This is a genomic window from Vibrio algivorus (assembly GCF_030161215.1).
In the GTDB taxonomy this organism is placed as follows: Bacteria; Pseudomonadota; Gammaproteobacteria; order Enterobacterales; family Vibrionaceae; genus Vibrio; species Vibrio algivorus.
Genome location: NZ_BSPV01000003.1, coordinates 355,493 through 378,514, shown reverse-complemented (window position 1 = coordinate 378,514; position 23,022 = coordinate 355,493). Strand labels below are relative to the sequence as shown.

At 37.5% G+C, this 23,022-nt stretch carries 17 protein-coding genes; 1 reads left to right on the top strand and 16 read right to left on the bottom strand.

Features of this window, described 5'->3' with window-relative positions:
* Positions 1 to 126 precede the first annotated feature (126 nt).
* The 4 genes from QQJ93_RS03330 to ectA form a co-directional block, all read right to left on the bottom strand.
* Positions 127 to 1,638, bottom strand: a complete 1,512-nt coding sequence (locus QQJ93_RS03330) for an aspartate kinase (RefSeq protein WP_089124080.1) — start codon at positions 1,636 to 1,638, stop codon at positions 127 to 129.
* Between the two features lie 126 nt (positions 1,639 to 1,764).
* The gene (locus tag QQJ93_RS03325) at positions 1,765 to 2,151 is read right to left on the bottom strand and encodes an ectoine synthase (RefSeq protein ID WP_089124079.1); all 387 of its coding nucleotides are present in this window, start codon (positions 2,149 to 2,151) and stop codon (positions 1,765 to 1,767) included.
* A gap of 93 nt (positions 2,152 to 2,244) precedes the next feature.
* Entirely contained in the window at positions 2,245 to 3,510 is a 1,266-nt protein-coding gene (gene ectB, locus QQJ93_RS03320) for a diaminobutyrate--2-oxoglutarate transaminase (protein ID WP_089124078.1), read from the bottom strand.
* 85 nt (positions 3,511 to 3,595) lie between these two features.
* Positions 3,596 to 4,141: a diaminobutyrate acetyltransferase gene (gene ectA / locus QQJ93_RS03315; protein ID WP_089124077.1), complete on the bottom strand. Its 546-nt coding sequence runs from the start codon at positions 4,139 to 4,141 to the stop codon at positions 3,596 to 3,598.
* A gap of 563 nt (positions 4,142 to 4,704) precedes the next feature.
* Here ectA and QQJ93_RS03310 point away from each other — a divergent pair.
* Positions 4,705 to 5,160, top strand: a complete 456-nt coding sequence (locus QQJ93_RS03310) for a methylglyoxal synthase (RefSeq protein WP_027695694.1) — start codon at positions 4,705 to 4,707, stop codon at positions 5,158 to 5,160.
* Between the two features lie 59 nt (positions 5,161 to 5,219).
* Here the strand turns inward: QQJ93_RS03310 and QQJ93_RS03305 are convergent, their stop codons facing one another.
* The 12 genes from QQJ93_RS03305 to tssF all read right to left on the bottom strand — a co-directional run bounded on the left by QQJ93_RS03305 (position 5,220) and on the right by tssF (position 23,020).
* Positions 5,220 to 6,413 carry a type VI secretion system ImpA family N-terminal domain-containing protein gene (locus QQJ93_RS03305; RefSeq protein WP_160117504.1) on the bottom strand — a complete coding sequence of 398 codons (1,194 nt, stop codon included), beginning with the start codon at positions 6,411 to 6,413 and terminating at the stop codon, positions 5,220 to 5,222.
* Between the two features lie 79 nt (positions 6,414 to 6,492).
* Positions 6,493 to 10,047, bottom strand: a complete 3,555-nt coding sequence (gene tssM, locus QQJ93_RS03300; protein WP_089124075.1) for a type VI secretion system membrane subunit TssM — start codon at positions 10,045 to 10,047, stop codon at positions 6,493 to 6,495.
* A gap of 16 nt (positions 10,048 to 10,063) precedes the next feature.
* The gene (gene tssA, locus QQJ93_RS03295) at positions 10,064 to 11,482 is read right to left on the bottom strand and encodes a type VI secretion system protein TssA (RefSeq protein ID WP_089124074.1); all 1,419 of its coding nucleotides are present in this window, start codon (positions 11,480 to 11,482) and stop codon (positions 10,064 to 10,066) included.
* 7 nt (positions 11,483 to 11,489) lie between these two features.
* The gene (vasI, locus tag QQJ93_RS03290; protein ID WP_160117503.1) at positions 11,490 to 12,146 is read right to left on the bottom strand and encodes a type VI secretion system-associated protein VasI; all 657 of its coding nucleotides are present in this window, start codon (positions 12,144 to 12,146) and stop codon (positions 11,490 to 11,492) included.
* Positions 12,146 to 13,663, bottom strand: coding sequence for a sigma-54 interaction domain-containing protein (locus QQJ93_RS03285; protein ID WP_160117502.1), 1,518 nt, complete (start codon positions 13,661 to 13,663; stop codon positions 12,146 to 12,148). Before QQJ93_RS03285 ends, vasI begins: the two co-directional genes overlap by 1 nt.
* Position 13,664: 1 nt before the next feature.
* Complete coding sequence (gene tssH, locus QQJ93_RS03280; protein ID WP_089124071.1) at positions 13,665 to 16,268, bottom strand: type VI secretion system ATPase TssH; 2,604 nt, start codon at positions 16,266 to 16,268, stop codon at positions 13,665 to 13,667.
* Positions 16,269 to 16,278: 10 nt separating this feature from the next.
* Positions 16,279 to 17,052, bottom strand: coding sequence for a type IVB secretion system protein IcmH/DotU (gene icmH, locus QQJ93_RS03275; protein WP_089124070.1), 774 nt, complete (start codon positions 17,050 to 17,052; stop codon positions 16,279 to 16,281).
* A 2-nt stretch (positions 17,053 to 17,054) separates the two neighbouring features.
* Positions 17,055 to 18,389 carry a type VI secretion system baseplate subunit TssK gene (gene tssK, locus QQJ93_RS03270; protein WP_089124069.1) on the bottom strand — a complete coding sequence of 445 codons (1,335 nt, stop codon included), beginning with the start codon at positions 18,387 to 18,389 and terminating at the stop codon, positions 17,055 to 17,057.
* A gap of 3 nt (positions 18,390 to 18,392) precedes the next feature.
* On the bottom strand, positions 18,393 to 18,863 hold the full coding sequence (gene tssJ / locus QQJ93_RS03265) for a type VI secretion system lipoprotein TssJ (protein ID WP_089124068.1): 471 nt from the start codon (positions 18,861 to 18,863) through the stop codon (positions 18,393 to 18,395).
* A 2-nt stretch (positions 18,864 to 18,865) separates the two neighbouring features.
* Positions 18,866 to 20,284 (bottom strand): type VI secretion system-associated FHA domain protein TagH, encoded by a 1,419-nt coding sequence (gene tagH / locus QQJ93_RS03260; protein WP_089124067.1) that lies wholly within the window; start codon positions 20,282 to 20,284, stop codon positions 18,866 to 18,868.
* 1 nt (position 20,285) lies between these two features.
* Positions 20,286 to 21,284: a type VI secretion system baseplate subunit TssG gene (gene tssG / locus QQJ93_RS03255; protein ID WP_089124066.1), complete on the bottom strand. Its 999-nt coding sequence runs from the start codon at positions 21,282 to 21,284 to the stop codon at positions 20,286 to 20,288.
* The gene (tssF, locus tag QQJ93_RS03250) at positions 21,248 to 23,020 is read right to left on the bottom strand and encodes a type VI secretion system baseplate subunit TssF (protein ID WP_089124065.1); all 1,773 of its coding nucleotides are present in this window, start codon (positions 23,018 to 23,020) and stop codon (positions 21,248 to 21,250) included. Before tssF ends, tssG begins: the two co-directional genes overlap by 37 nt.
* Between the last annotated feature and the right edge of the window lie 2 nt (positions 23,021 to 23,022).

The following is a 23,022-nucleotide window of genomic DNA, read 5'->3' as shown; positions in this document are numbered from 1 at the left end:
GAAAGTACTCTAGGCGTAGGTGGAAAATTTGACTTTAAATTCAATAAAAAGCCCCTGTGGCTAGGGTCTATTGACCTTCGCGTCACAAGGGCTAATTCTATTTAACTATCTTGAGTTTATACAATACTAAGCTGCTTTTTCTTTATCAGACTCTTTCTCTGATTTTACGCCATCGATAAACTCTTCATGCAGCGTACAAATTGCCGACTCGTAATTCTCATCATCAACCACAAATTGCACATCAACATTACGCATCGATGAGTGCGCTGCTCGTGGTGTAATATCTTGATTCATCAATGAAATCATACCGTGACTTAACGCCTTATTAGTGTCAATTGATGCACCTATGACTGAAATCAACGCTACCATCTTGCCGGTAATCTTGGCATTCGGGAACGCTTTTTCGGCACGAGACAGCACTTTATTTTTACTCTTAGAATTACCACTTAAATAATAAGTAATTGAGTTTGCGTTCATTTCTTTACCAACAAGTTGGACACGTTCATCATTAATGATTTCCATTAATTCATAACCAACGTTATCGGCTTGTCCTACCATTGCTTGATCAAAGATATGTAATGCAAAAACTTTGTTACGGCCTGCAATAATCTCAACTTTATCCGTATTTCCGGCATAGCTGTGTGGATTGAAAGCATGAGAAATCAAAGTACCTTTATGCTCTGGCTCAAAGGTATTTTTAATCACAAGCTCAATACCACTACGGCGTAAACCTGACGCTGCATTCGGGTGAATCGCTTCCATACCTAAGTTGGCTAATTGGTCAGCAACATCATAGTTAGTTTGCCCCATTGGACGCACTTTTTCTGGTCCTACAATCCTTGGGTCAGCGGTACTCAAGTGATACTCTTTATGAATAACTGCTTGTTGAGCTTTTGATAATACCGCTAAACGACTAAACGTCATTTCACTATAACCACGGTCATAGGTTTTCATTAAACCTTCCGAGCAATACACATAACCTGTAACAATCGGCAACTCTTTGCTCATATCGATATCTTGAAGGGCATTTTCAATTACCGTATCAAGATTACCAGACACATCTTTACCTTCGTTTTGCTGTTCATCTAAATCCCAACCTGATAAATCAACAAACTTAGCATTAATATCAAGAGTTTTTAGCTTCAAGCAAGTATTGTATGCACTATGTGCTTCACCGATGGAAGATAAAAACTCTCGGATTTGCGGCAAATAATGCTGCATTGAAAACTGTCCATATTGGCAAGTTTCCATAATATTATTAATACAGTTGGTCGCTTTAGCGATGCGGTCTTTGATAAAATTATCGGCACGACGACGACTGATTGGATCAGCAAACATGTTTTCGTTGATCAGCAACATACGCTGCTCAAGTTCTTCCATTGCATCGACCCAAGCATCATCACGATCAGCAACTAAACGATAAATACCCGGTTTACCCGTACGCTTACATTCTAATAATGCATCGGTAATACCACCGTAGGCAGATACTACAAACATACGGTTATATGGGTTTTCTGGGCGCAGTAGAATGTTATCAAGAACAGCATCAAAGGCTGACATGGAAGTACCGCCAATTTTTTCAACGGTATGATTTGCAGTTTTATTATTGGCAGTGTGGCTTCTATTTGAAGAAGTCAAAATAAGCTCCTATGAGTAAATAATTTAAAATTCTATAATCTATTCGATTAATACGTATCTAAAGGCTTTAGCCCAGAATCCCGATCGAACTACGCTAAGCGTAGCGATCGAGAAACGAGTTAAGAATTAATCAACTAATGGATAAACACCATTTTCATCATGGGTTTCCGCGCCAGTGATCGGCGGATTAAACACACAAGCCATGACCATATCAGCATCTTTGTATGCACGTAATTGGTGTTCATCGTGCTTGTCTAAGATGTATAAAGTACCTGGTTTAATTGGATACGTTTCACCACCAATTACTTCAATCTCACCTTCGCCAGAAATACAGTAAACCGACTCTAAGTGGTTTTTGTAATGAATGTGTGTATCCGTGCCAGCATAGATGTTTGTAATGTGGAACGAGAAGCCCATTTTGTCGTCACGCAACAACATACGTACACTTTCCCACGTATCTGCGACTACTCGACGTTCACTGTTTCGGCATTCTTCTAATGTTCTTACAATCATGTTTTATCCTTTTATTAATGCATTTAGGTATTCATTGGGCCCGTATATAGAGCCTCGGTTTACTTCGAAGCCCTACTTTGGAATTCGCGACTATTAAGACGCTTTACGAGTCACCTTAGCGGAAATTTTCTCAACCGCTTTCTCGAAAATATGAATACCTTGCTCGAGTTCTGACTCACTTACTGTCAATGGACAGAAGAATTTCACAACTTCATCATTTGGACCTGCAGTCTCAATCACCATGCCATTTTCAAAACATTCGCTGGTGATCATGTCTGAGATATCGCCATTTTTACACTCAATACCCTGCATCAAACCTCGGCCTTTAATGCCTTCAAATAGGTTTGAATACTGCTTCAAGGCTTTTTGTAATGATTTATTTAATTGCTCAGCACGCTCTTTAATGTGCGTTTCAAACTCATCATTGTGCCAGTAGGTATCGATCGCTTCTGCTGCCGTTACAAACGCATGGTTATTACCACGGAACGTACCGTTATGCTCACCTGGAGCCCATTGATCGAGTTCAGGTTTCATCAACGTAATTGCCATTGGTAAACCGTAACCACCAATTGACTTAGACAATGTCACCATATCGGGTTTAATACCTGATGGTTCAAAGCTAAAGAAAGTACCGGTACGGCCACAGCCGGCTTGAATGTCATCAACAATCAATAAAATATCGTTGGTTTTACAGATTTTTTCTAAACGCTGTAACCATTTATCAGATGCGGCATTTAATCCACCCTCACCTTGTACAACCTCAACAAGTACTGCGGCAGGTTTATCCAAACCACCTGAATTATCATCAAGCATAGTTTCAAATAACGCCAAACCATCAATATCAGCATAACCCTCATAAGGAATTCGAGTCACACCCGAAAGTGGCATAGCTGCACCTCCGCGGTGATGCTGATTACCTGTTGCCGCTAGCGCACCGTAAGACACGCCGTGGAAACCATTAGTAAAAGCGACGATATTAGTACGAGCTTTCACTTTACGAGCCAACTTCATAGCGGCTTCAACTGCATTGGTACCTGTTGGTCCAGTAAACTGAACTTTATATTCCAGATCACGTGGTTTTAAAATCTTGTCATTAAAGCTTTCTAAGAAATGACCTTTTGCTTTTGAATGCATATCTAAACCATGGGTTAAACCATCTTGGTCGATATAATCAAGCAATGCTTTTTTGAGAACAGGGTTGTTGTGGCCATAGTTCAACGAACCTGCACCGGCAAGAAAATCTAAGTAGCGATCTCCGTCTTCGGTATGAAGCCAGCAACCTTTCGCCGATGAAAATACTACCGGGAAATTATTGGCATAACATTGAACGTTTGATTCGTGCTTTTTAAAGATATTCATGTCTGATCCTGTCTATCATCCTATGTGTGTATCTCGATTGAGCGAATTCCCAACCAAGAATTTTTAAATTTTGTGTTAGTTGGTATTAGCTCATAGCAAGCGGTATATGAAATAAATACTCACTATCATGCTCACCATCAAAATGATTTTCTTTGTCTAAGAAAACACTTACGCGTCCTTCTTCACCATCTTCTCGCTCAAGTTTTCGGAATAAGTTCCAAGAACCATGATTGTCTTTAGTAATCGTCGTCTCAATTGCAGCAACGCCAGCAACACACTCACGCGCTAATAACGATTTAATCATTCGATACGCTAATCCACAGCCACGGCTATTTTCCGCAACCGCTACCTGCCAAATAAAAAGAACAGGTCGATTAGGGTGACTTGATGGTTTGAGATAAGCGGAAACAAAACCTGCTATTTCACCATCTTTTTCAGCTAATACGCATGTATCACTAAAGTGTGAGGCCTGCAAAAAATTGCAGTAGGCAGAATTTGTATCCAAAGGAGGACACGACTCAATCAAAGCATTTACTTGATTGCCGTCGCTTATTTCGGGTTTTCTAAATGTTAACTCATCCTGAGTTGTGGTCACTTTTTCGGGGTGTGCTACCCACGGTGCCGTAATCATCTTAGCCCTATTTTTTATTTGTACACTGTTTCTTTACTCGAACAATCCAGCTGCCGATAAAGAAGCTCAGTGGCGATTAATTTTTAGTAGTGCTCGTTGTTAAAATCGACAACAATTATTTAGTGCACTAATCAATTTCGTTTTAAATAATAACGTACTCGATTATTTTATCAACCCCTTATTCCTTAAGTGAATATACAAATACCACTCAAGACATTGATTTTAAATAAAATAATAGGAATGTGAATATTTTAAATAACCACAAAACACCTTTAGTGGTGTAAGCAATATTTCAGCAAAAAATCACATGAATGTCATATCAACTAACTACGCTTCATCGCACGAAGACTGACAATAGAAACTTCACTTAAAAAAATGAGCTCAATGAGAGAGGCATTTTTAGCGGCTAAATGTGACTGGAAAGAAAGACGAAGAGTACAGCGTGATCAAGCGCTCAAATTAAGAGATAAGAACGAAGTGATCGTGCTATTTTTTTACCTGTAATTAAATTATGCTGTTATGAGCATTTCATTTATTTTTATTGAACATTTAGGATGTTAATAATGAAGAAAACCATTCGAACAATGCCAGCACACAAAAATATCGCCCTGGTTGCTCACGATCACTACAAGCCAGAGCTGCTTCGTTGGGTTGTCGAAAATAAAGAGAAACTACAAAGCCACTTTCTTTATGCGACCGGCACAACAGGGAATATGTTAAGTCGCGAAACTGGGCTTGCGATCAAGAGCTTAATCAGTGGTCCTATGGGGGGAGATCAACAGCTTGGCGCTCTCATTTCTGAAGGGAAAATAGATATGATGATTTTCTTCTGGGACCCTCTCAATGCAGTGCCCCACGATCCAGATGTTAAAGCGTTACTACGCATTGCATCAGTTTGGAACATTCCAGTAGCAACGAACCGTGCGACCGCAAAATTTCTATTCAATTCAGTATTATTAGAGCAAGAAGTCGATATTGAAATCCCTGACTATCAAGCTTATTTGAATGAGCGTCTTTGACGTTTGCTAACTCTCATAACCAAGCAAATATTTTTGCTTGGTTATGAGCTGTATTAAAATCACTTTAAAACTAAACTTTCAAGCTGAAAAGCTTTCCAATAAAGGGCATCCAAACGTTTCTGTAAGATAGCAAATTCTTTGGCTGCTCTTTCGTTATCACCAGATTTAAGTAATCGTTCTATATATCCAATACGAGCATAGATTGGCGACAAGCTTTTACCCACTTTAGTCACCGTACTCATTTCACTTTTTAAGCTATTTAAGTTACTTTTCTGAATACCTAAATTGACATTTGAAAGTTGGGTTCGTACTGAATCAAATTTATCGACCATCTCGTTAACTGCTTCAATACTCTCCTTTCGCTCTACCAACCACTGTTGCCTTAATAGAGCAACCTGCTCCTCATCACCAAGCAAAAACTCAAGCTTTTTTATGTTTTCATTTTGTCTGTTCGGAGTTTCACCTAACCAAGTTAATGACTGATTTTCCATATTGGAAATATAATGATTTAGCTCTTCTCTTTGTTCTTGATCTAATGGCTTCTCTGGTAAAGTAATCGACTGAATATAGTGATTCGGATCTAATCGACTGGTTGGCAATAAAAATTGATAAACTATAAAAGAGACAAGCAGTAAGAATAAAACATAATGATGCCATTTCACTGCCACCTTTTGTTCACTAAGTGGTCGAACTGAGGCGATTTTTTCTTTACTTCTATATTGAATCTCTAATCGGTCAATATGTTCAAAAATTATATAAGCAATGCCATCCATATTTGCTACATATTCAGGTTGTGTTTCTGTAAGGATTTGATCTATTTGCTCACAATAACGCTCACATCGATACAAGTCTCGAAGCTTTTCATAGTTAGGTTTAAGCAGCTTGATTTCTTTAATAGTACAACTATTAACCCAGTCAATAAGCTCTTTTCGTTTATTGGCATTTTTTAAATCTTTTGAAGATAAAATTAGCGAATATAAAAGTAACTCTAAACCGTTAGCCAGCCCCACTATGCCATTAAGTTTCGTTGTAGCTACCGTATAGTAACAACATAACAATAAATCAATTCCCGATTTTTCAGCAACCAAGGTACACTTTGTTTTAACAACCTCCCAATCTGTCCCACCTGAAAATGGAGAATTTTGCTTATTTATTTCCGATTTTACATCATCATAAATATGACTTTTTCTAAGAGTACTTGAATCGCTAACAAGGTTAAAAATACGGTTTTCAATATATATACAGCTCGACATAATCCACATCCAAAGAAATCAGAGTGAGGCTTCCCTCACCCTCTTTTAGTCAAATAAATACTAAAGATTTATTAATTCGTTAATATAAATTTTCAGATAGCTTGAATGACTTAAATAAATTATTAGTAAATGGATTACTATCATTATTCGAATTCAACCGATATACCATACTTCCATTATCAACTGAGAATTTATAATCCACTGACTTCGAGCTAGCAGAAACAACTCTTGCTTGATCCAATAAGCGGAAAAAAGACCAAGAGCCTTGAGTCGTGATACTTCTCGGGGAGTATCCCGTCTGTGTTGGCACTAATGTCACTTTTGACGAAGCAGTCTCTCTTAATGAATTAGGCCAAATCAGCTCAACTACATCCCTCTGACCATGACTATAGGTCAGATACTGACCATCAACATCAATCGCACTTCGTCGCTTATTACCACTAAGGATTATTGGTTGTAATGAGAACTCAATATCCAAAACGCCTTTTCGGTTGAAAAATGCTTCCTGTATTTTCTTTGCTTTAGCCAACTCATCAATAACTTGCTGATTAACGATAGACTTATTGCCACTTTCAGCATCATCAGTAAATACATTTTCATTAAGAAATAAATCTAGTTGCTCCTTATAAAAAGTATTCAATATTCCATTTGGCGCAAAAAAAGCTTCAAAATCAGACAGTGACACCTCTTTTTTGGCCGTTAATAATAATGGATATTTTCCTGCTAATTTTTCTTGATAAGGCTGGTATACATCTTCTTTCCAACGAACCTCTAAGTAGCGAATCGCTTCTTTCTTTACCACATACCAGCTTTGATCTGATAACGTTTTCATCATCTGATTCAGAGGACTTGGTAAGCCACTAGACACACGGCGTAATGTATAAATAGGATCTATACTCTGCAATGTCACCCGTTCTTTTGTGGCAGTTAAAGCAGACATTCCTACATTCGGAGAATCTTGCATTGCTTTAAGGTAATCACGTAATTGTCCAACGACATCCAACACTTCTGTTATATAGGCTGGATTATCACCACTAGGATAACTCAGTGCATTTAATTCAGAAAAAGGCTCATCAATCTTAGAGGCTACTTTAAATTTAGGACTTTTCAATAAAGCGTCTTTTGCAGCCTTATCACCCTCGGAGTCTGAAGACCTAAATAAATGCGTATTAGTATCAACCGTTCTCAGAAGTCTCTGGATTGGTTCTAGATTCCCCATAATATTATCAACAACCGTTACCGCCTCATTGATATCATTAAACTTTTTAATATTAATGTTATTTAAAGCATGACGCCAAGTACTGGTGTAATCTGCAATATATAGATTACGGATTTTTTCCCTTAAAACTCGCTTATCTTCTTCACTAAATTCTGCCGTTGAAGATTGGCCTAGTACCCAACTATCAATTAAAGCTAACTTAGAAACAGACTCAGATTGAGGCATAAAGTAATCATCAAAGCCTTCTTTAGTAAGCAATTTAGGAATATAAAGAGACTGATCACTTCTTTTTCCGTTTTTATACACAATATCAAAAACAGGCCCAATTAGATTACGTATATTGACTGCAGGACCCAATAAACTTTGTGCACTTAATTTTAAATTACGGTACACCCTTTCTTCATTCGGCATACGACCTAATTCATTCTGAATTCGACTAACCAACAAATCATAAGGGCGCATCAATTGATCAGCTAATTCATTACCATTGCTTCGATCTGCTGCGAGATCAGTATGCTCCATTGCATAATCAAGATGAGCCAGCAATTGCTTTTGTACTTTTTGTTGACCAAAGAATTGACGCTGCCAATATTTTGAAAAATAATCTAAGACAAATTCTGAGTGTCGGCCACTCGCGTCTACCATCATTCGGTAAACCCTCAATACAGCTAACTTTTGCTCATCAGATTGGGCCTGGTTCAAATCATTAATCATATCAGCCATGAGTAGTGGCAAAAATTTATACTCGAGTAGATTTAAGTAGGTTTCTTCCACCTTAGGGCCAATTGTGTGCCCTTGATAGAGCCCTAAATCCGATACATATTCCAATTTATTACGGAAAAAACCAAACTCTAATGTCGCTTCACGAATCTTATTTAAAGGTTCTAACATATCTTTCTGTGACAACATCCCACTATTACCAGAAATGAGCACCTGATATTCATGAACCTTCTGTAAAACTCTATCTGCTTGAGTAACATTTATTGAATAGTATCTCTGCCAAGCAGTAATCAATAATAGGCTCGCAACACTACAAGCCACCACTGAAGTATATATAATTCTTTTCTTCTTTTTAGCGACTTTAAAATTATCAGAGGCTAGCCCAGCTTCGGGATAAATGATTTTATTAAATAGCTTTTGAGTAAAATATATTGTCGAGTTTTTTGCATGTTGTGCACTATTGATAGCATGTCGCAGTCCATAACGACGAGATGTCGCATTATCAAAAGCATTAATAGCTACACCCTGTTGAAATACCGAATTAAAGTAGACACCACGAACTAAAGCTGATGTTGAAAATTGATCGCTTCCCAGTGTTTCTTCTAATAGTCGGTAAATCGTATCTTGTAAGCCTGCTAATTGACGAGAAAAACTATAAACGGCACTGCGGTCTTCGCTATCAGTCAGGCTCACCATAATATGAGGGATAGCTTCATTAATACGTGTAATAAATTCATTATAACTAACGGTGTACTCGGTTAACCAATGATCTAGGTCATCCACTGAATCTAATGAGAAAGTGAAACCAAGAACTTCTTCACGTTTTTCTTTAGTGTAATTACGAAAGAAAGGTTCAAAACCGTGTAACAAATCAAACTTAGTAAAAGAGACGTACACTGGAAGCCGAGTCGATAATGTTTCCATTAATTCACGTAAACGAGTACGTAGTAAATTAGCGTAAGCTTTACGCTCCGACTCTGTTGATTTGGCTAAATGTGCAATATCAACAGCTAAAACAATGCCATTTAATGGCCTACGATTCCGTGTTTTTTCTAACCAGCGAGTAAAGTGGATCCATAAACGTCGTGATAACTCGGGATCTACATCATTTCCTAGGCCACCCTGAGTTAATAATTCACCATCAGGATCAATTAATACTGATTCATCTCCAATCCACCAATCAAAACTATATGGGTTTTCACTTTTAAGATGAGAAGCTCGCATCACCGACGAAAAAACAAAGTTTTGCCCTGAACGATTAATTAAACTGGTTTTGCCTGCATTCTCTAAACCAAGCACTAAATACCAAGGAAGCGAGTAAAGATAATTACTCTTGCTTAGATTCGTCTTCATCGTCTGCATTACTTGGTTTAATTCTAACTCTTGGCGCTCTTCAAATTGAATCAGAGGATCAGTTTTCAATTCAAGCGCTCGTTTCTCTTCATCTCTTATCCGTACCAATTTTCTCCATTGCCATACTCCCCATAAGGAGCAGCAAATTAATGAAAATAATACACAAGCAACGGTTCGAGCTGTGAGAGAAGATAATGGTTGGCTCTTATCGATCGTTAACCAAGGTCCCATCCACCAGATTGCAATATTAATGAGGACGAAAAGGCTAAATAATAAGATTGGCATTGCTGCTGTTAGTGCTGGCTTAAGCTTTTGACCAATCCCTGTTATCATTTTCCACATATAATCACTACCTTAATTATTTAATATTATTAATACGCTTAAGCTTTTCTACGAGTGATGGTTCCCAATCACTAAGACTCATAGACATAAATTGCTCATATAAACCGCGGTATTGTTCATTTGCCACCGCAGTTAATTTGCTCTCTTCCAACAAATCTGCTAGCAAACATTGCCAATAAAACTTGTCTCTTGGATCTACAGCGTTTTCCAGGCCATCATTAACACTTGATATGGCAACAGTGACACCCGCTTCTTTTGCAATCTGTTTAATTTGCAGATAATTCTCTTGCCAATTACTTACGCTACCTTGAGATTGAGATTTCGCAGAAGATTCAATCCATTGCTGAGTTTCGTCAGAAATAAAAGGGGTTCCATCTTTAAATTTTAGCTTCAGCAGCTTAGGTAATCTCAAAATGAACTGTTTCGTCTCATCTTGTATCGCAGCAGCCCATTCAGGTTTCTCGATAGATTCGGCAATCTTGGCGCTTAAATACTGCCCATCAATCCAGTAAGGTGCCAAAGTTAAGCTATTTTCAACTTTGCGCCATAACGCAAGATCAGGATGAGACATTCCATCGGTGTACTCTTTTAAGCGCTCGCTTTGCATTCCACGCAACTGTGTTTCACCTAAATTGTTATGCTCCGGTGGGGAGTCAATATTTCCCCACACAGCATATCGTCGTGTCCGAATAGAAAGCGAAGTGCCATGCTCTTGTTCAGATAAAAAATCAGATACTTTTAAAAGTGTCTGCTTCACTAACTGACTACTGGAAGAATCAAACGTTAATGGGTTATTTGCTTGAAGGTTCACAACAGTGGAATGATCGACACCAAAAGTTTCAACAGTAGAACTTTTCGGCTGGTCAGAAAGTGAAGAACTTTCAGCTCCCTCTTTGAGCTTAGTTTTAATCCTTTGCACAAAAAACCGTACAGAATCAGAATCTAAGTCATTTTTTATCGCAGCTGTATGCCAATCAGTAAGCGCTTGCAGCAATAAATCTCTCCCTCCCGCATCAAAAAGAGAGAAATCATATTTATCGGCAAGTAAATCAAACCTCTGCAAAAGTAAACTAAAGAATTTACGACGGGGTAATTTCCCTCTTTCTCCTGGAGAGGGGTAACTATCACTCCAGAATTCACGCATGAAATCACCAAAAATGAACAAAGAGAGAGTTAGCCTTTCTGGAGTTGCTTGATGATGTAAACACTGTATAAGGTGAATAAGTAACTTAATATCTTTTGTTTTCTCTTTAAAAATCTGAAGAATACTTTTTTCAACCTTATTCCATTGCACGGAAGCATGTGATAAAGATCCAACCTTCATCATTTGTTCATCGATAAACTCATATAATGGGTCATCGTATAAACGCTCACCTACATGAGATTCTTTAGATATTGGCGTTATAATAGTTTGACGATATTCTGTGATGTTCATATATCCCTTACCAACCACAGCTTTTACGTAATGGAATTAATACTTTTGACAAATTTTCAGTATTAAATTTAAGGCCATTAATTGACTCTATATCTGAGCTTAAATCTAAACTCGAAGATAGCGATATACTCTTCATCATACCAATAGCAAAAACGCCTCTAGAACTACTGATAACAAAACCAGAATCATCAGTTTTCCATAAACTAGATTTAAAGGTATTAGCAGATACATTCACTCTTGCTTGTTCAATATTTTTATGAAGCAATAGATCCAAATGACTAATATTATTAATACAACTCATCATTAGAACTGCATTTTGTCCATCTTCACTATGATTCACAGCGGGTAAAGTCACCCAAATATCAGAGCTCGTTTTTCCATTTCCGTTTGAGATTAAAGGGAACATGTCTCCTTTTATTCTGCTCTGCTCTACTGCCATCCCCCGAGACCAGGCTTCTGGCTTAACTTCTTTTAATGAGGTTATTTCAGGTAAAGATGTATTGAAAATACGATCAAAACAATCTAAACGCTCCAGCCGAGCCGTGATACTAGTACATGCTTTAGCTTCATTTAAAATCAAACGTTGTTCAGCACGAACATCATTAACAAAAAACAACTGAAACAAAATCAAAGTAAAAATAACGGTGTTAAATTGATAATTCATCAAGAAATCTCCAGCTTTTGGCATTTATAAGTCAGAGTTCTAAGAGGGATACCTAAACTTTTTGCTGCTTTCGTTTTATTCCCTGAATGTTTATTTAATCGCTCTTGAATAACTTTAAATTCAAAATCATCAAGGATCTCGGTTAAATTACCAATATGATTAACACTTTCGTTAAAATCGAATAACGACAATGCATTTGAGTTATCTGAAATATAGGATAGAGCAATTGGCTGCCCATCCTCTACTTGAGAGCAAGATAATTCAATCATACTTTTTAGCTCTCTAACATTACCAGAGAAATCCATTTTCTTTAGATATTCCAAAGACTGCTTTGTTAGGAACCCCACATCCCTTTGATAGCTTTCATTATATTGATCAATAAAATATTCACTCAATAACTCAAGATCTTCTTTTCTATCCTTTAATGCTGGAAGTAATATCGGACATTGCATTAATCTATAATATAAATCTGGGCGAAATTCCTTTGACTTCACTTTCTCTTTTAAATTTATATGGGTTGCAGAAATCAGTCTAAAATTTGATGTTAGTTCTTTCTTTCCCCCTAAAGGACGAAAGCTTTTTGTCTCAAGTACACGCAATAACTTAGATTGAAGGTGCGTTGGCATATCTCCAATTTCATCAAGAAATAATGAACCACCATCTGCCTGCTCAATCAAACCTGCATGGTAAGAATTGGCACCAGAAAATGCTCCCTTTTCATAACCGAATAACTCACTTTCCAATAAATTTTCAGGTATTGCGGAACAATTAATCGCGACAAATTGACCTTTGTTATAATCGGATATTTGGTGAATCGCTTTTGCAGCAACTTCCTTTCCTGTCCCCGTTTCACCATGGATCATAACCGACAATGGTGATTCAGCCGCCACTACAATTTTCTTTTTTACATCTAACATTGCCGAAGAATTACCAATCAATGACGTAGACAAGCTTAATAATTTTTTCCCCCGCTGGTTCACCTGCCTTTCTGTCGTCAATGTTTCAGATAAGCTTTCTTTTTCTAAACCTACCTTTTTAAGATCTTTCAATAACTCCCATTGTGTTGCATATGCTTCAATATACAATTTAAATTCAGGCGCTACGGCTACTTGCCCTAACTTAATCGCATCACCAAATATGACTATTAAAGAAGGACTTGATTCTTTAGCGCATGGTAACGGATAAATTAAACATGTCTCTCCATTACCTAATGAAGATATCAATATTTTAAAGTCTTGATTGTTTTGCCAGTAAGCAAGATCAGATTGAGGTATAAGCTTATGCCTACCTTCTTGCAACACATGAGAAAAAGGGACATCAAAATCCAGGACTGACCAGCTAAAAATATCATTATTCTCACTTTGATAAATCAATTCTCTACCACTGTCGCTTAATTCAATCGTTAAACACTTAGTTATATCCAACGTTTTTGTGAATGAATTAATAAAAGTATTTGATAGCGTCTTAGCATCTCTCAACTTCATTAATTCTGTTATAGAGATTAACCATGAGTTCATCTTATTCAACCTCACCAATAAACTCGCCATCTTGTACTGACATCGAAATATGAGAAATCGTTTCTTTGTCGACTAATTTATTTAACAATGCTAATGAGATTGGTGGTAATAATTGACCATCAATGATCGCCTCTAACATACGTGCCCCATTTTCAGAACGGTTAGCACGACTTAATATTTCATCAAACAATTCATCTGCAATAGTGACTCTCGCCCCATAGCGTTGCTTAAATAAATTCTCTAAACGCGATAATTTACCTCTAATAATTTCAGAAAGTACTGTTCGCGATAGAGGAAAATATGGGATTGTTTCCATTCTCGCCAATAATGCTGGTTTGAAGAATGCAGCAAGTTCCGGATATAACTTTTGTTCTAACACTTCAGGTTGATCGGCATAGTCGACAATCGTCTGATAACCTAAGTTTGAAGTGAGAAAAAACACCACATTCTGACAATCAATTAGACGCCCCTCACCATCGGCCAGTTCACCTTTATCAAAAGCTTGATAGAAGATATTTAGAACCTCTGGATGCGCTTTCTCGACTTCATCGAGTAATACAACTGAATATGGCATCTTACGAATTGATTCGGTTAAAATCCCACCTTCACCGTAACCTACATAACCAGGGGGGGAACCAATTAATCGTGATACGGTATGCTTCTCTTGGTATTCAGACATGTTAATTGTGGTTAGAAATTGCTTTCCGCCATAAAGTTGCTTAGCTAACTGGACCACGGTTTCCGTTTTACCAACCCCACTAGGACCAACAAGCAAGAAAGCACCTTTCGGGCGCCCTGCTCGCCTTAAATCTGCTCGAGCGGTGAGTAAATGCTTATGTACCTGCTTAATTGCCGTATCTTGGCCTTTAATGGTTTCCCCCAAAATATCGACAAGGTGAGTAATTTTATACAGCTCGTCTGAATTCATTTGGTTAACAGGAACACCCGTCCAGTCAGCGACCACTTCTGCAATTTGTTGAGACGTGACATGCGGATGAACTAAACGGTCATCATGCTCAATAAGGTCTAACTGCTGGTATTTTTGATTAAGACTTGCTTTTAACTCTATAAGTTCTTCAGCGAGTAACTCTTCCGAAGAAATAAGCTGTGTGCGTATTGATAAAATGTCATTAACTAGTTCTTGCTGAGTCTGCCATTTATTTTCTAATTCGCTTTTCTCAACATTTTCAATTTCTTGTTGCGCTAGGAGCTCATTGAGGCGGTCTTGATCCGGCTTTTGTCCTAAATAAATTGAACGTTCAATCATCTCAATTTCAAGCTTTCTTTGATGAGCAAGTGTGGCAAGAGCAGAAATTCGTTTCGGTGGAACCGCTAAGTTAATTGCAATTCGAGCACATGCAGTATCCAACACATCAATCGCTTTATCTGGCAATTGACGGCCCGAAATATAGCGAGCAGATAGTTCAGCTGCCGCTTTTAATGCATCATCAGTAATTAATACTTGGTGTGACTTTTCATAAACAGAATTTAGTCCACGTAAAATATCAACCGCTTGGTCAATGGTAGGCTCATCCAACTTAACCAATTGAAAGCGTCGAGTTAAGGCTGGATCTTTTTCAAAATACTTTTTATATTCTTTCCATGTCGTAGCAGCAATAGCACTGAGCTCACCACGTGCAAGAGCAGGCTTTAGTAAATTAGCCGCATCACTTCCTCCTTCTTGATTACCCGAACCAATCAAAGTATGTGCTTCATCAATAAAAATGATAATAGGTTTACTCGATTTTTTCACATCTTCAATAACACCTTGAAGACGTTTTTCAAATTCACCTTTAACCGAAGCACCGGCTTGCAATAAGCCTAAATCCAAAGACCATAAATCAACATTTTTTAACTGCTCAGGAACCTGTCCACTAATAATACGTAACGCCATACCTTCAATAATTGCACTTTTACCTACCCCTGCGTCTCCAACAACAATTGGGCTGTTCTTACGACGTCGACATAGAATATCAATCATCAAATTAAGCTCTTCATCCCGGCATAACACCGGATCTAACTCACCATTGCGAGCCGATTCAGAGACATTTTTGCAATATCGAGATAAATAATCCGAAGTGGATGAAGTGGCCGATGATGATGTATTACCTGATTGTGGTGAAACTGTTTCTGTTTCACCCGAGTTAACTAAAAGCACATCGAAATCTTTTTTTAAGGTCTCTCTATTAATCGCTTCAAACACAGGAATAGTATTCAGTGCTAGGTATCGGTCTTTACGTAAAAGCGCGGCTAAAAATATCGCACCAGAGCGCAACTGATGTTGATTTAACTCAGTAGTAGAAAGTAGCCAAGCTTCTTGTAGTAATTCCACTAAAAGAGGAGAAAAGGCTGGATAAGTATCTAGTCCACTTTCTGTGTGGTAGCTTAAACTGAGCTTTTCTTTTAAAGATAAACTATCAATATTGGCTTGCTTTAAAAGCACTCGTAAATCAGAAATAGGGTTATCAAGTAGAACATTAAAAAGATGCTCGACCGTGATTTCAGAGCTCTGCTTTTCAATACATAAAGAAGCCGCCTGTTCTAAAGCGAATTTGGTTTGTTCATTTAACTTAGAAATGAGTGTCGATAATTCAACTCGTAGCATAATGATACCTTTAAAGTAACTGATTCAATTGGGTTAATACATCGGCTGACTTATTATTTAGTACGTATAAATACCCAGAAAAAACAACGCACAAGCCCATAAGAAACATCACAAAAACAGACCAAACTGGAATTTGTCGACCTAATTTATATTTAGAGTGAACAACATGCTCTGTTGCTTTAGAAAGAGAGCTAGGCTCTGAATCGTTAAGCGATTTTAATAACTCATGTAGCTTAATAATCACCCTTTCTCGCTCAGCAAAGCCATTTGAAACGACCTTGTACTTACCTTCAAAACCCAAGTTCAAGCAATGAAAAATAAATTCCAAAAGATCTTTATATCTAACAGGATCATTTTCTAAACGAGTCAAAATAGAAAAAACCTTCTCCCCTCCCCATGTTTCATCATGAAAACGAGAAAGCAGTGAATGTTGCGCCCAAATACTTTTTGTTCCCCATGACGTGCCCATTACCGACTCATCAAGAAAAGTGCACAATACATATCGGTAAGCCATAATGACCGAATGCTCATAGCCATTTTCTGCTAACTCCATTTCAATCGCTGTCACTTCTTTAACCACTTGATGGTAAATATTGGCAATAGACGCGCATTCCGATAACTGCTTAACTCTGAGTGCTAAACCAAATAATGGAGTAGCAACATCAATCAATAAATTTGGATTATCACCACGTAAGGGAAACCAAAAGTCTTGATCTCGGTCTATATTCTCGCTCCCCTCATACAGCAACTCATCCACTGCAACATTGGTATTATTGGTTTTCATCATTAGCTCCTAATTGCCCAAAATTGCAGGTCAAGATCTTCAAATGCTCCTGCTACATGAAATGCAAACCCGGTTGAATGTTTTAAGCTTTCCCATGCAGGGCTGGTTTTATCAAGCTGGTAGTAGGTGTAACCGGCGTGATACGGTAATTGACGCGGAGCAACCGGCAATGCGTTAAGAGGAACGCCAGGTAATTGAAGAGAAATAAGCTCTCGTATTTTTTCAACAGATGACACTTTAGTTTGCTGAATAAATAAACGGCGTAACTCATCAATTGGCATCCTTGCCTTCACCGCAATAATAAATTCGGCTTCTTCAATTAATTGAGGGTCTTGTACTGGCGCGACCATCAAACCGTATTGGCGCTTATGCAATTGTATTGAAACCGCTCTTGGCTCAAGCACAATACTTAAACTCTGGCGCAAATGGTGCACCACAGGCCAAAACGATTCCGCAGGGTTATCATGGTTATAAGCTGAGATTGAAGGTGGTAATCGGCTTTCGTTGGTAAACGTTGCTAATTCCCCTGCAATAGAGCTTAAACATTCAAATAATCGTTCAGGGTGCAAACCTCTTAATTCAGATAAATGCTGTAACTTTGGCTGAATTTTATTTAACGCCTGCAGTAGCATAAAATCAGACACATCTGCCACACCACCTTGTGTAGGCGATGAAATTTGTTGAGCAATATTCTTAGCTCTTTCGCGTATAAGACCTGCGATTTCACCTACAACACGGTGTAAACCGGCGTGACAGAGCACGTTGGTATGGCAAGGAATAAAACTCTCATCAAGCATAATGCTGCCATCTGGTCTTTTTTCTCGAATCCGAGCGATAGCCATTGATGCATAAGAGGTTCTGTCTTCCTTTTCTAGCATCAATTGAATTTTAAGCGGAGCAACACTAACAGGCGTTGAGCTCCCCTGTATTGAGTGAATATCTCGCTGTTCTTGAACTCTCTGCTGATAACGCCCAGTTCCTTTTTCTTCTGGCCAATCAACTTCTAACAAAGAATCACTGCGTAAAGGGATCGCTAAATAAATGATTTGATTCGCTAAGCTGGCGTCTTCTATATCAAGAGGATCAGGTAACAAGTCTTCCTGTGGAATACAAAATATTGAGCCATCGGGCATAATGCCAACCGCTCTCTCGATCGCGATTCGACCAAACGCCAAATACTCAGGATTAAGAGATAGCTCCGTTACCCCGTATAAGTATGGGCTCACAGCCTTTGAGCGTTCATCCGCATAATACTCAAGATAACGTTGCTGTTGCTGAAAGTGTTGAGGCTTCATAAAAAGCCCTTCGCTCCAAATAACACGGTTACGTGTAAACATGAATTACTCTACCTTTTCTAAGATGACTTCGTAGTCACGGAAATAAACTAATAAATGATATAAATGATCTTTATTTATTATTTTTACAGTTTTTTTCCATTCACTATTATCGGGGTCTGAAAAGTGGACAACTACGCCGATATAATTAGTCTCATCACTAATTTCAAAATCACTTATAAATTTAAATTGACCGGGCGTTAAAGCGTAGTCATAGCTTTTTACAAAGTTGCTTTTGAGCGCTTTTTTAAAGTCATCTCGAATTTGATGATAATCGGTCGATAACAACATTGAATCATCAACAAGCTCGAAGACTTGTATCTCAACAGGAGATGCAACCCCTTCTACATTTGGGTTTACGCCATGATCTGCAAACATGCTAATAGTGATTTTTGTCGGTTCTGGCTCTGGTTTTGGATCAGAGCTACATCCCGATAAAAAGACCCACATGGCTAGTGTGGAAAGAATAAACTTCATGCTTATTTCTCCAATTGCATCTCTCGGATCCGGCGGTCATAAGACTGTTCAAATATTTCCCAAAATAATTTATCAAAGCCTCGTTGGCGGTTTGAGGTTAGCTCTGAAAAATAATTCTGATACATATTCCATGCCCAGGACTCGGGAGTATTAACATCCGTATCACCTGTACGTTTATAACTATTAAAACGTTTAAGTAATACTTCTGGAGAAAAAGCCATTAAAATATGCTGCAGTGCTTCTGATGTTGCTTCCTGCATGGCTTGATTGTGATTGCGAATATTGTTAAGGCTTTCCTCAATCGCGGCAGGAGGAGATAAATGCACCATGCTTTTCTTATTATCAAACAAAGTTCTCATCGTCTCGGTATAGTTAAGACCAAGTCTTAATGGGTTATCCTCAATAGGCTGTAAGTTACGATTAATCACACCAAAGCGTCCATTTTCTACCTGGCTATGAATATTCAAGATCCCCTGAATACACGCTTTTAGACTCTCACCAAGCTCTTCTCCCAATTTATGGACATCTTCTATTCCAGAACTATTACCTACTTGAAGTTCTAACCCACTTAGCAATGGTCCCATGACTAAATGACTATTCACCTCAGTGCTTTTATCCTGCATCGAAGTTTGAGCTAATTCTTTCTCTAAAATTTCTAGGTTATTCTCATCCATATTAAAGCTCTCAATATTTTTCGGGTTGTCTAAAATAGAGTCACTACTTCCATCAATATAATTTTCTGAATTCAAGTCCATTTTTTTCTTTCGACCAAAACCCAATATTCTTTTCAATCTCATTGAGGACGTCAGTTCAAACTCACTATCCGCTTGAGGTGTAATGTCGGATTCTTTTTTAGTTTCATTTTTATTAATTAAAAACTCCAAGTCATTGCCAACATTATCATCAGATTCTTTACTGACACGCTTTTCTCTATCTAGCTCTTTAATAGGATCAAGAAATTTCTCATCGTCATGTTTTACTTTTTCTTTATTGGGACCGACACCTATGGACACTTCATCATCTAATAATATATTTCTACTTTTATTAATAAACTCTTCCAATGAATGACTATCTGACAATTCGTCATCTTCGGTTAACTTAACTCGAATATAATAATCTCCAACCCTTAGAACATCTTTATGTTGCAATTTGGCTTCATTATCGGAACCTAATGGCATATCCGAATCATTAATATAGGTATGTCCGCACAAGTCTTTTACACAGTAAACGTTATCGATATAGAAAATTTCAAAATGATTTTCATAAATATTATTTTCATCATCATATAGCGTCCAAACAGAGTTATCATTCGAGCCAACAATGCCACCGTTAATATCAAAGGTATGGCTAGGATTCAAACCTGGCTGTAATATTTTTACATTAGAAACAGTTAAAAATAATTTGTTACTTCCTAGAGTCATTTTATTGTCTTCCTTGAATTAACACGCTGCCATTTCTATTACTTTCACCTAAGAAAGAGGTCCACCCCAAAGACATACCTGATGAGCTATTGATCTTTTTTAATGCCTCGCCATCCATAACCAGTTCGATATCATAAGCAAGCTGATCCCGAACTATGAATTCAATGAGCTTTCTTAATGGTTCAAAATTTTCTCCTGATGGCAAAAACTCAGAAAATTTCTCTTTGGTTAAATGAGAAATACAAATCGTAAATTTCCCACTAGCATCTTCAATAAAGCTACCTAATACGGTATCTACCCCTAAGGTCATATTTTGCTTTCCTAAAAACCCTCTTTGCTCTTGCGAAATTCTGACGTCACGTATATTCCACTCTTTAATCTCAACTTTCGATAAATCAAAGCAATGTGCAATAATTCCTTCAACAACTTGAGGTGACCGGCTTCGGCTTGCTAATAACCCAGAATAAGAAAGCATCTTGCTCCAGTTAATCGGTGTATCTCCTCGCAAAGACACATCAGACAATCCAACTAAAGCAAAAACTTGAGATGAAAAATCATCTTCTGCTCCAGGTCTAAAACGTACGTGATATCGATATTTCCGCCAAAGTCGATAAGATAAATTTACAATTCTATTATTAAAAAAATCAAAAAATGGTCTGCGAAGACCGCCAGGATCCTCATTAACAAGTTGTTCCAATATATAACCGGGAAGTGGTGATGCTCCGCCAGATAAACCAAGAAAGTTAGTCTCTAAACTCAACTTTCCATCGGGAAAATAGGTTAATTTAGTAATATCTGAAGGAGAAAAACCCAAACTAGGATTACCAGAAAAAGAGAGTCGACATTCCCTTTCCCAATCACTTTCTTCAGGTATATTTCCTTCAAATAAATGAAGTAACTCAATTAATTGATAAAAATTAAAGTCATGCACAGATTCTGATAATCGATGCACTTCTAATTTAGCTAAATCAGTGGTTGCATCCCTACCTGTAAATTCCATGTATATTTCTCATTATTGTCCGTATTAATTACTGTTAATTGATGAAAAGAATTAATACTTGCATATAAAGCAAAAAATCGACTGAGTACGGTTCCAAATAAGTAAAGCTCACCTTCAGAAGAAAATGCACTTTGATTAAGATATAGCACTGACTCTAAACCTCGAACTGATCGACCGCGTATAATTTTATCAATAGGATTTGATTCAATTTTTTCAATTCCATCCAAACGCCTTTGACTTATCTTTTCTGCTTGTCTATCGACCAAAGCTTTAAAGTCATAGGCTTGGAAAATACTGCACAGCGCATCTTTAGATAATAGAGATAAATAATTAAGTGATAAATTTGAAATCAATGTCCATAGTAAACTTCCATCAAGTACAGGCCTTAATGTCTGTGTGGGGATTGTGATATTCTCAAAAGATGCAAATATTGGTGATGTATTCGTCGGTTGATCAATATCTCCGATGCTTAACTCAATAGGTAATAATCTATTGGTGCAAGTCAGCTTTATTGATACAGTTTCATTATATTGAATGGCTTGCTGCTCATCGCTACGAACAAAAGACAACCAATTATCAAATCCATCATTGCGAAGACTATCCCTAACTCTTACTCGATAGTAATTTGCAGAACGATGATTCGTTCGCTCAATTTCATGCTGAAAACTTTCAAAAGCTGAATATTTTCTTCGCTGTCCTCTAATTCTTCCTTGCGCTTCTTCTTTCGTTTCCAACCAGCCATAAACTTCATTAACACTAAACACTTCATAATGAGAAGTAAGGCGACTAGATGGTGTGATTTTGTACTCTGTTGATTTGCCGGTTAAATCAATAGGATCTGCATCATGTTCAAAAAGATTAATTACCGGTGAACAATACAATTGAAAATGATCATTCGTTACTCGAACATCAGCAGGTAAGGTTTTTGAAAAAGCGATTTTCAGCTTAAAACCATCTACAATATTTTTAGGTAATGCTTTACCTAAGTCATTTAAATCAAAGAAATAAAACGCATCTTGAAAAGTTAGATATTCTTGTAATATCCGATATCCTGAATAAGCATTCTTTGGATACGGTAGTAACCCATCATCGTCAGAAAAACCCACAGAATTCAACGATTCTAGAGGTATATTAAAATCCACACCTTTCGCTTCAACCGTAATGGAATCAATATAATGGTTGAGCCATAAGTAAATCATTTGCGAACTATATTGATCCGACCCTAGAAAAAACCGGATACTAGATAAGTTAATATCACCTAAACTCATCGTTCCCTGAAGTTGGAAATCAAGTTCAATTGTCGTCGCTTTACGCGTGTGATGAGGAATCACTTTTTCTATCGTCATTGGATAAATAGTGAAATCACGACAAGTCTTAAACTGGCATTGTGTACCATTCACCTCTCGGCTGTTAATACTCGTACCTGAAGAGATAACTTGACCATCAGTTAAGTTTTTTTTAGGGCAGAATTTAACGATAGACATACTAGGGATAGGCCTTAAATAATTAGGCCAAAGCATGTTAATAATAGAATGCGTAAATTCAGGAAAATCATCTTCAACTTTTTCACGTAAACGCGCTGTTAGAAAAGCAAAACCTTCTAATAGTCGTTCAACGTCTGGGTCAGTATTTTGACCATGTAAAAAACGTGATAATTGAGGATATATATCGGTGAAATTTTTTCCTTGCTCTTTTAAAAAAGTAAGCTCTTCCCGAAAATATTTATCATGTGCCATTA

Excerpts from the sequence above, each read along its gene's own strand:
- QQJ93_RS03305 (WP_160117504.1), bottom strand. The coding sequence starts at position 6,413 with ATGTCGAGCTGTATATATATTGAAAACCGTATTTTTAACCTTGTTAGC.
- tagH (WP_089124067.1), bottom strand. The coding sequence starts at position 20,284 with ATGACTCTAGGAAGTAACAAATTATTTTTAACTGTTTCTAATGTAAAA.
- QQJ93_RS03310 (WP_027695694.1), top strand. The coding sequence starts at position 4,705 with ATGAAGAAAACCATTCGAACAATGCCAGCACACAAAAATATCGCCCTG.
- QQJ93_RS03325 (WP_089124079.1), bottom strand. The coding sequence starts at position 2,151 with ATGATTGTAAGAACATTAGAAGAATGCCGAAACAGTGAACGTCGAGTA.
- ectA (WP_089124077.1), bottom strand. The coding sequence starts at position 4,141 with ATGATTACGGCACCGTGGGTAGCACACCCCGAAAAAGTGACCACAACT.
- QQJ93_RS03285 (WP_160117502.1), bottom strand. The coding sequence starts at position 13,663 with ATGAACTCATGGTTAATCTCTATAACAGAATTAATGAAGTTGAGAGAT.
- vasI (WP_160117503.1), bottom strand. The coding sequence starts at position 12,146 with ATGAATTATCAATTTAACACCGTTATTTTTACTTTGATTTTGTTTCAG.
- tssJ (WP_089124068.1), bottom strand. The coding sequence starts at position 18,863 with ATGAAGTTTATTCTTTCCACACTAGCCATGTGGGTCTTTTTATCGGGA.
- icmH (WP_089124070.1), bottom strand. The coding sequence starts at position 17,052 with ATGAAAACCAATAATACCAATGTTGCAGTGGATGAGTTGCTGTATGAG.
- tssM (WP_089124075.1), bottom strand. The coding sequence starts at position 10,047 with ATGTGGAAAATGATAACAGGGATTGGTCAAAAGCTTAAGCCAGCACTA.
- tssA (WP_089124074.1), bottom strand. The coding sequence starts at position 11,482 with ATGAACATCACAGAATATCGTCAAACTATTATAACGCCAATATCTAAA.
- tssK (WP_089124069.1), bottom strand. The coding sequence starts at position 18,389 with ATGTTTACACGTAACCGTGTTATTTGGAGCGAAGGGCTTTTTATGAAG.
- tssH (WP_089124071.1), bottom strand. The coding sequence starts at position 16,268 with ATGCTACGAGTTGAATTATCGACACTCATTTCTAAGTTAAATGAACAA.
- ectB (WP_089124078.1), bottom strand. The coding sequence starts at position 3,510 with ATGAATATCTTTAAAAAGCACGAATCAAACGTTCAATGTTATGCCAAT.
- tssF (WP_089124065.1), bottom strand. The coding sequence starts at position 23,020 with ATGGCACATGATAAATATTTTCGGGAAGAGCTTACTTTTTTAAAAGAG.
- tssG (WP_089124066.1), bottom strand. The coding sequence starts at position 21,284 with ATGGAATTTACAGGTAGGGATGCAACCACTGATTTAGCTAAATTAGAA.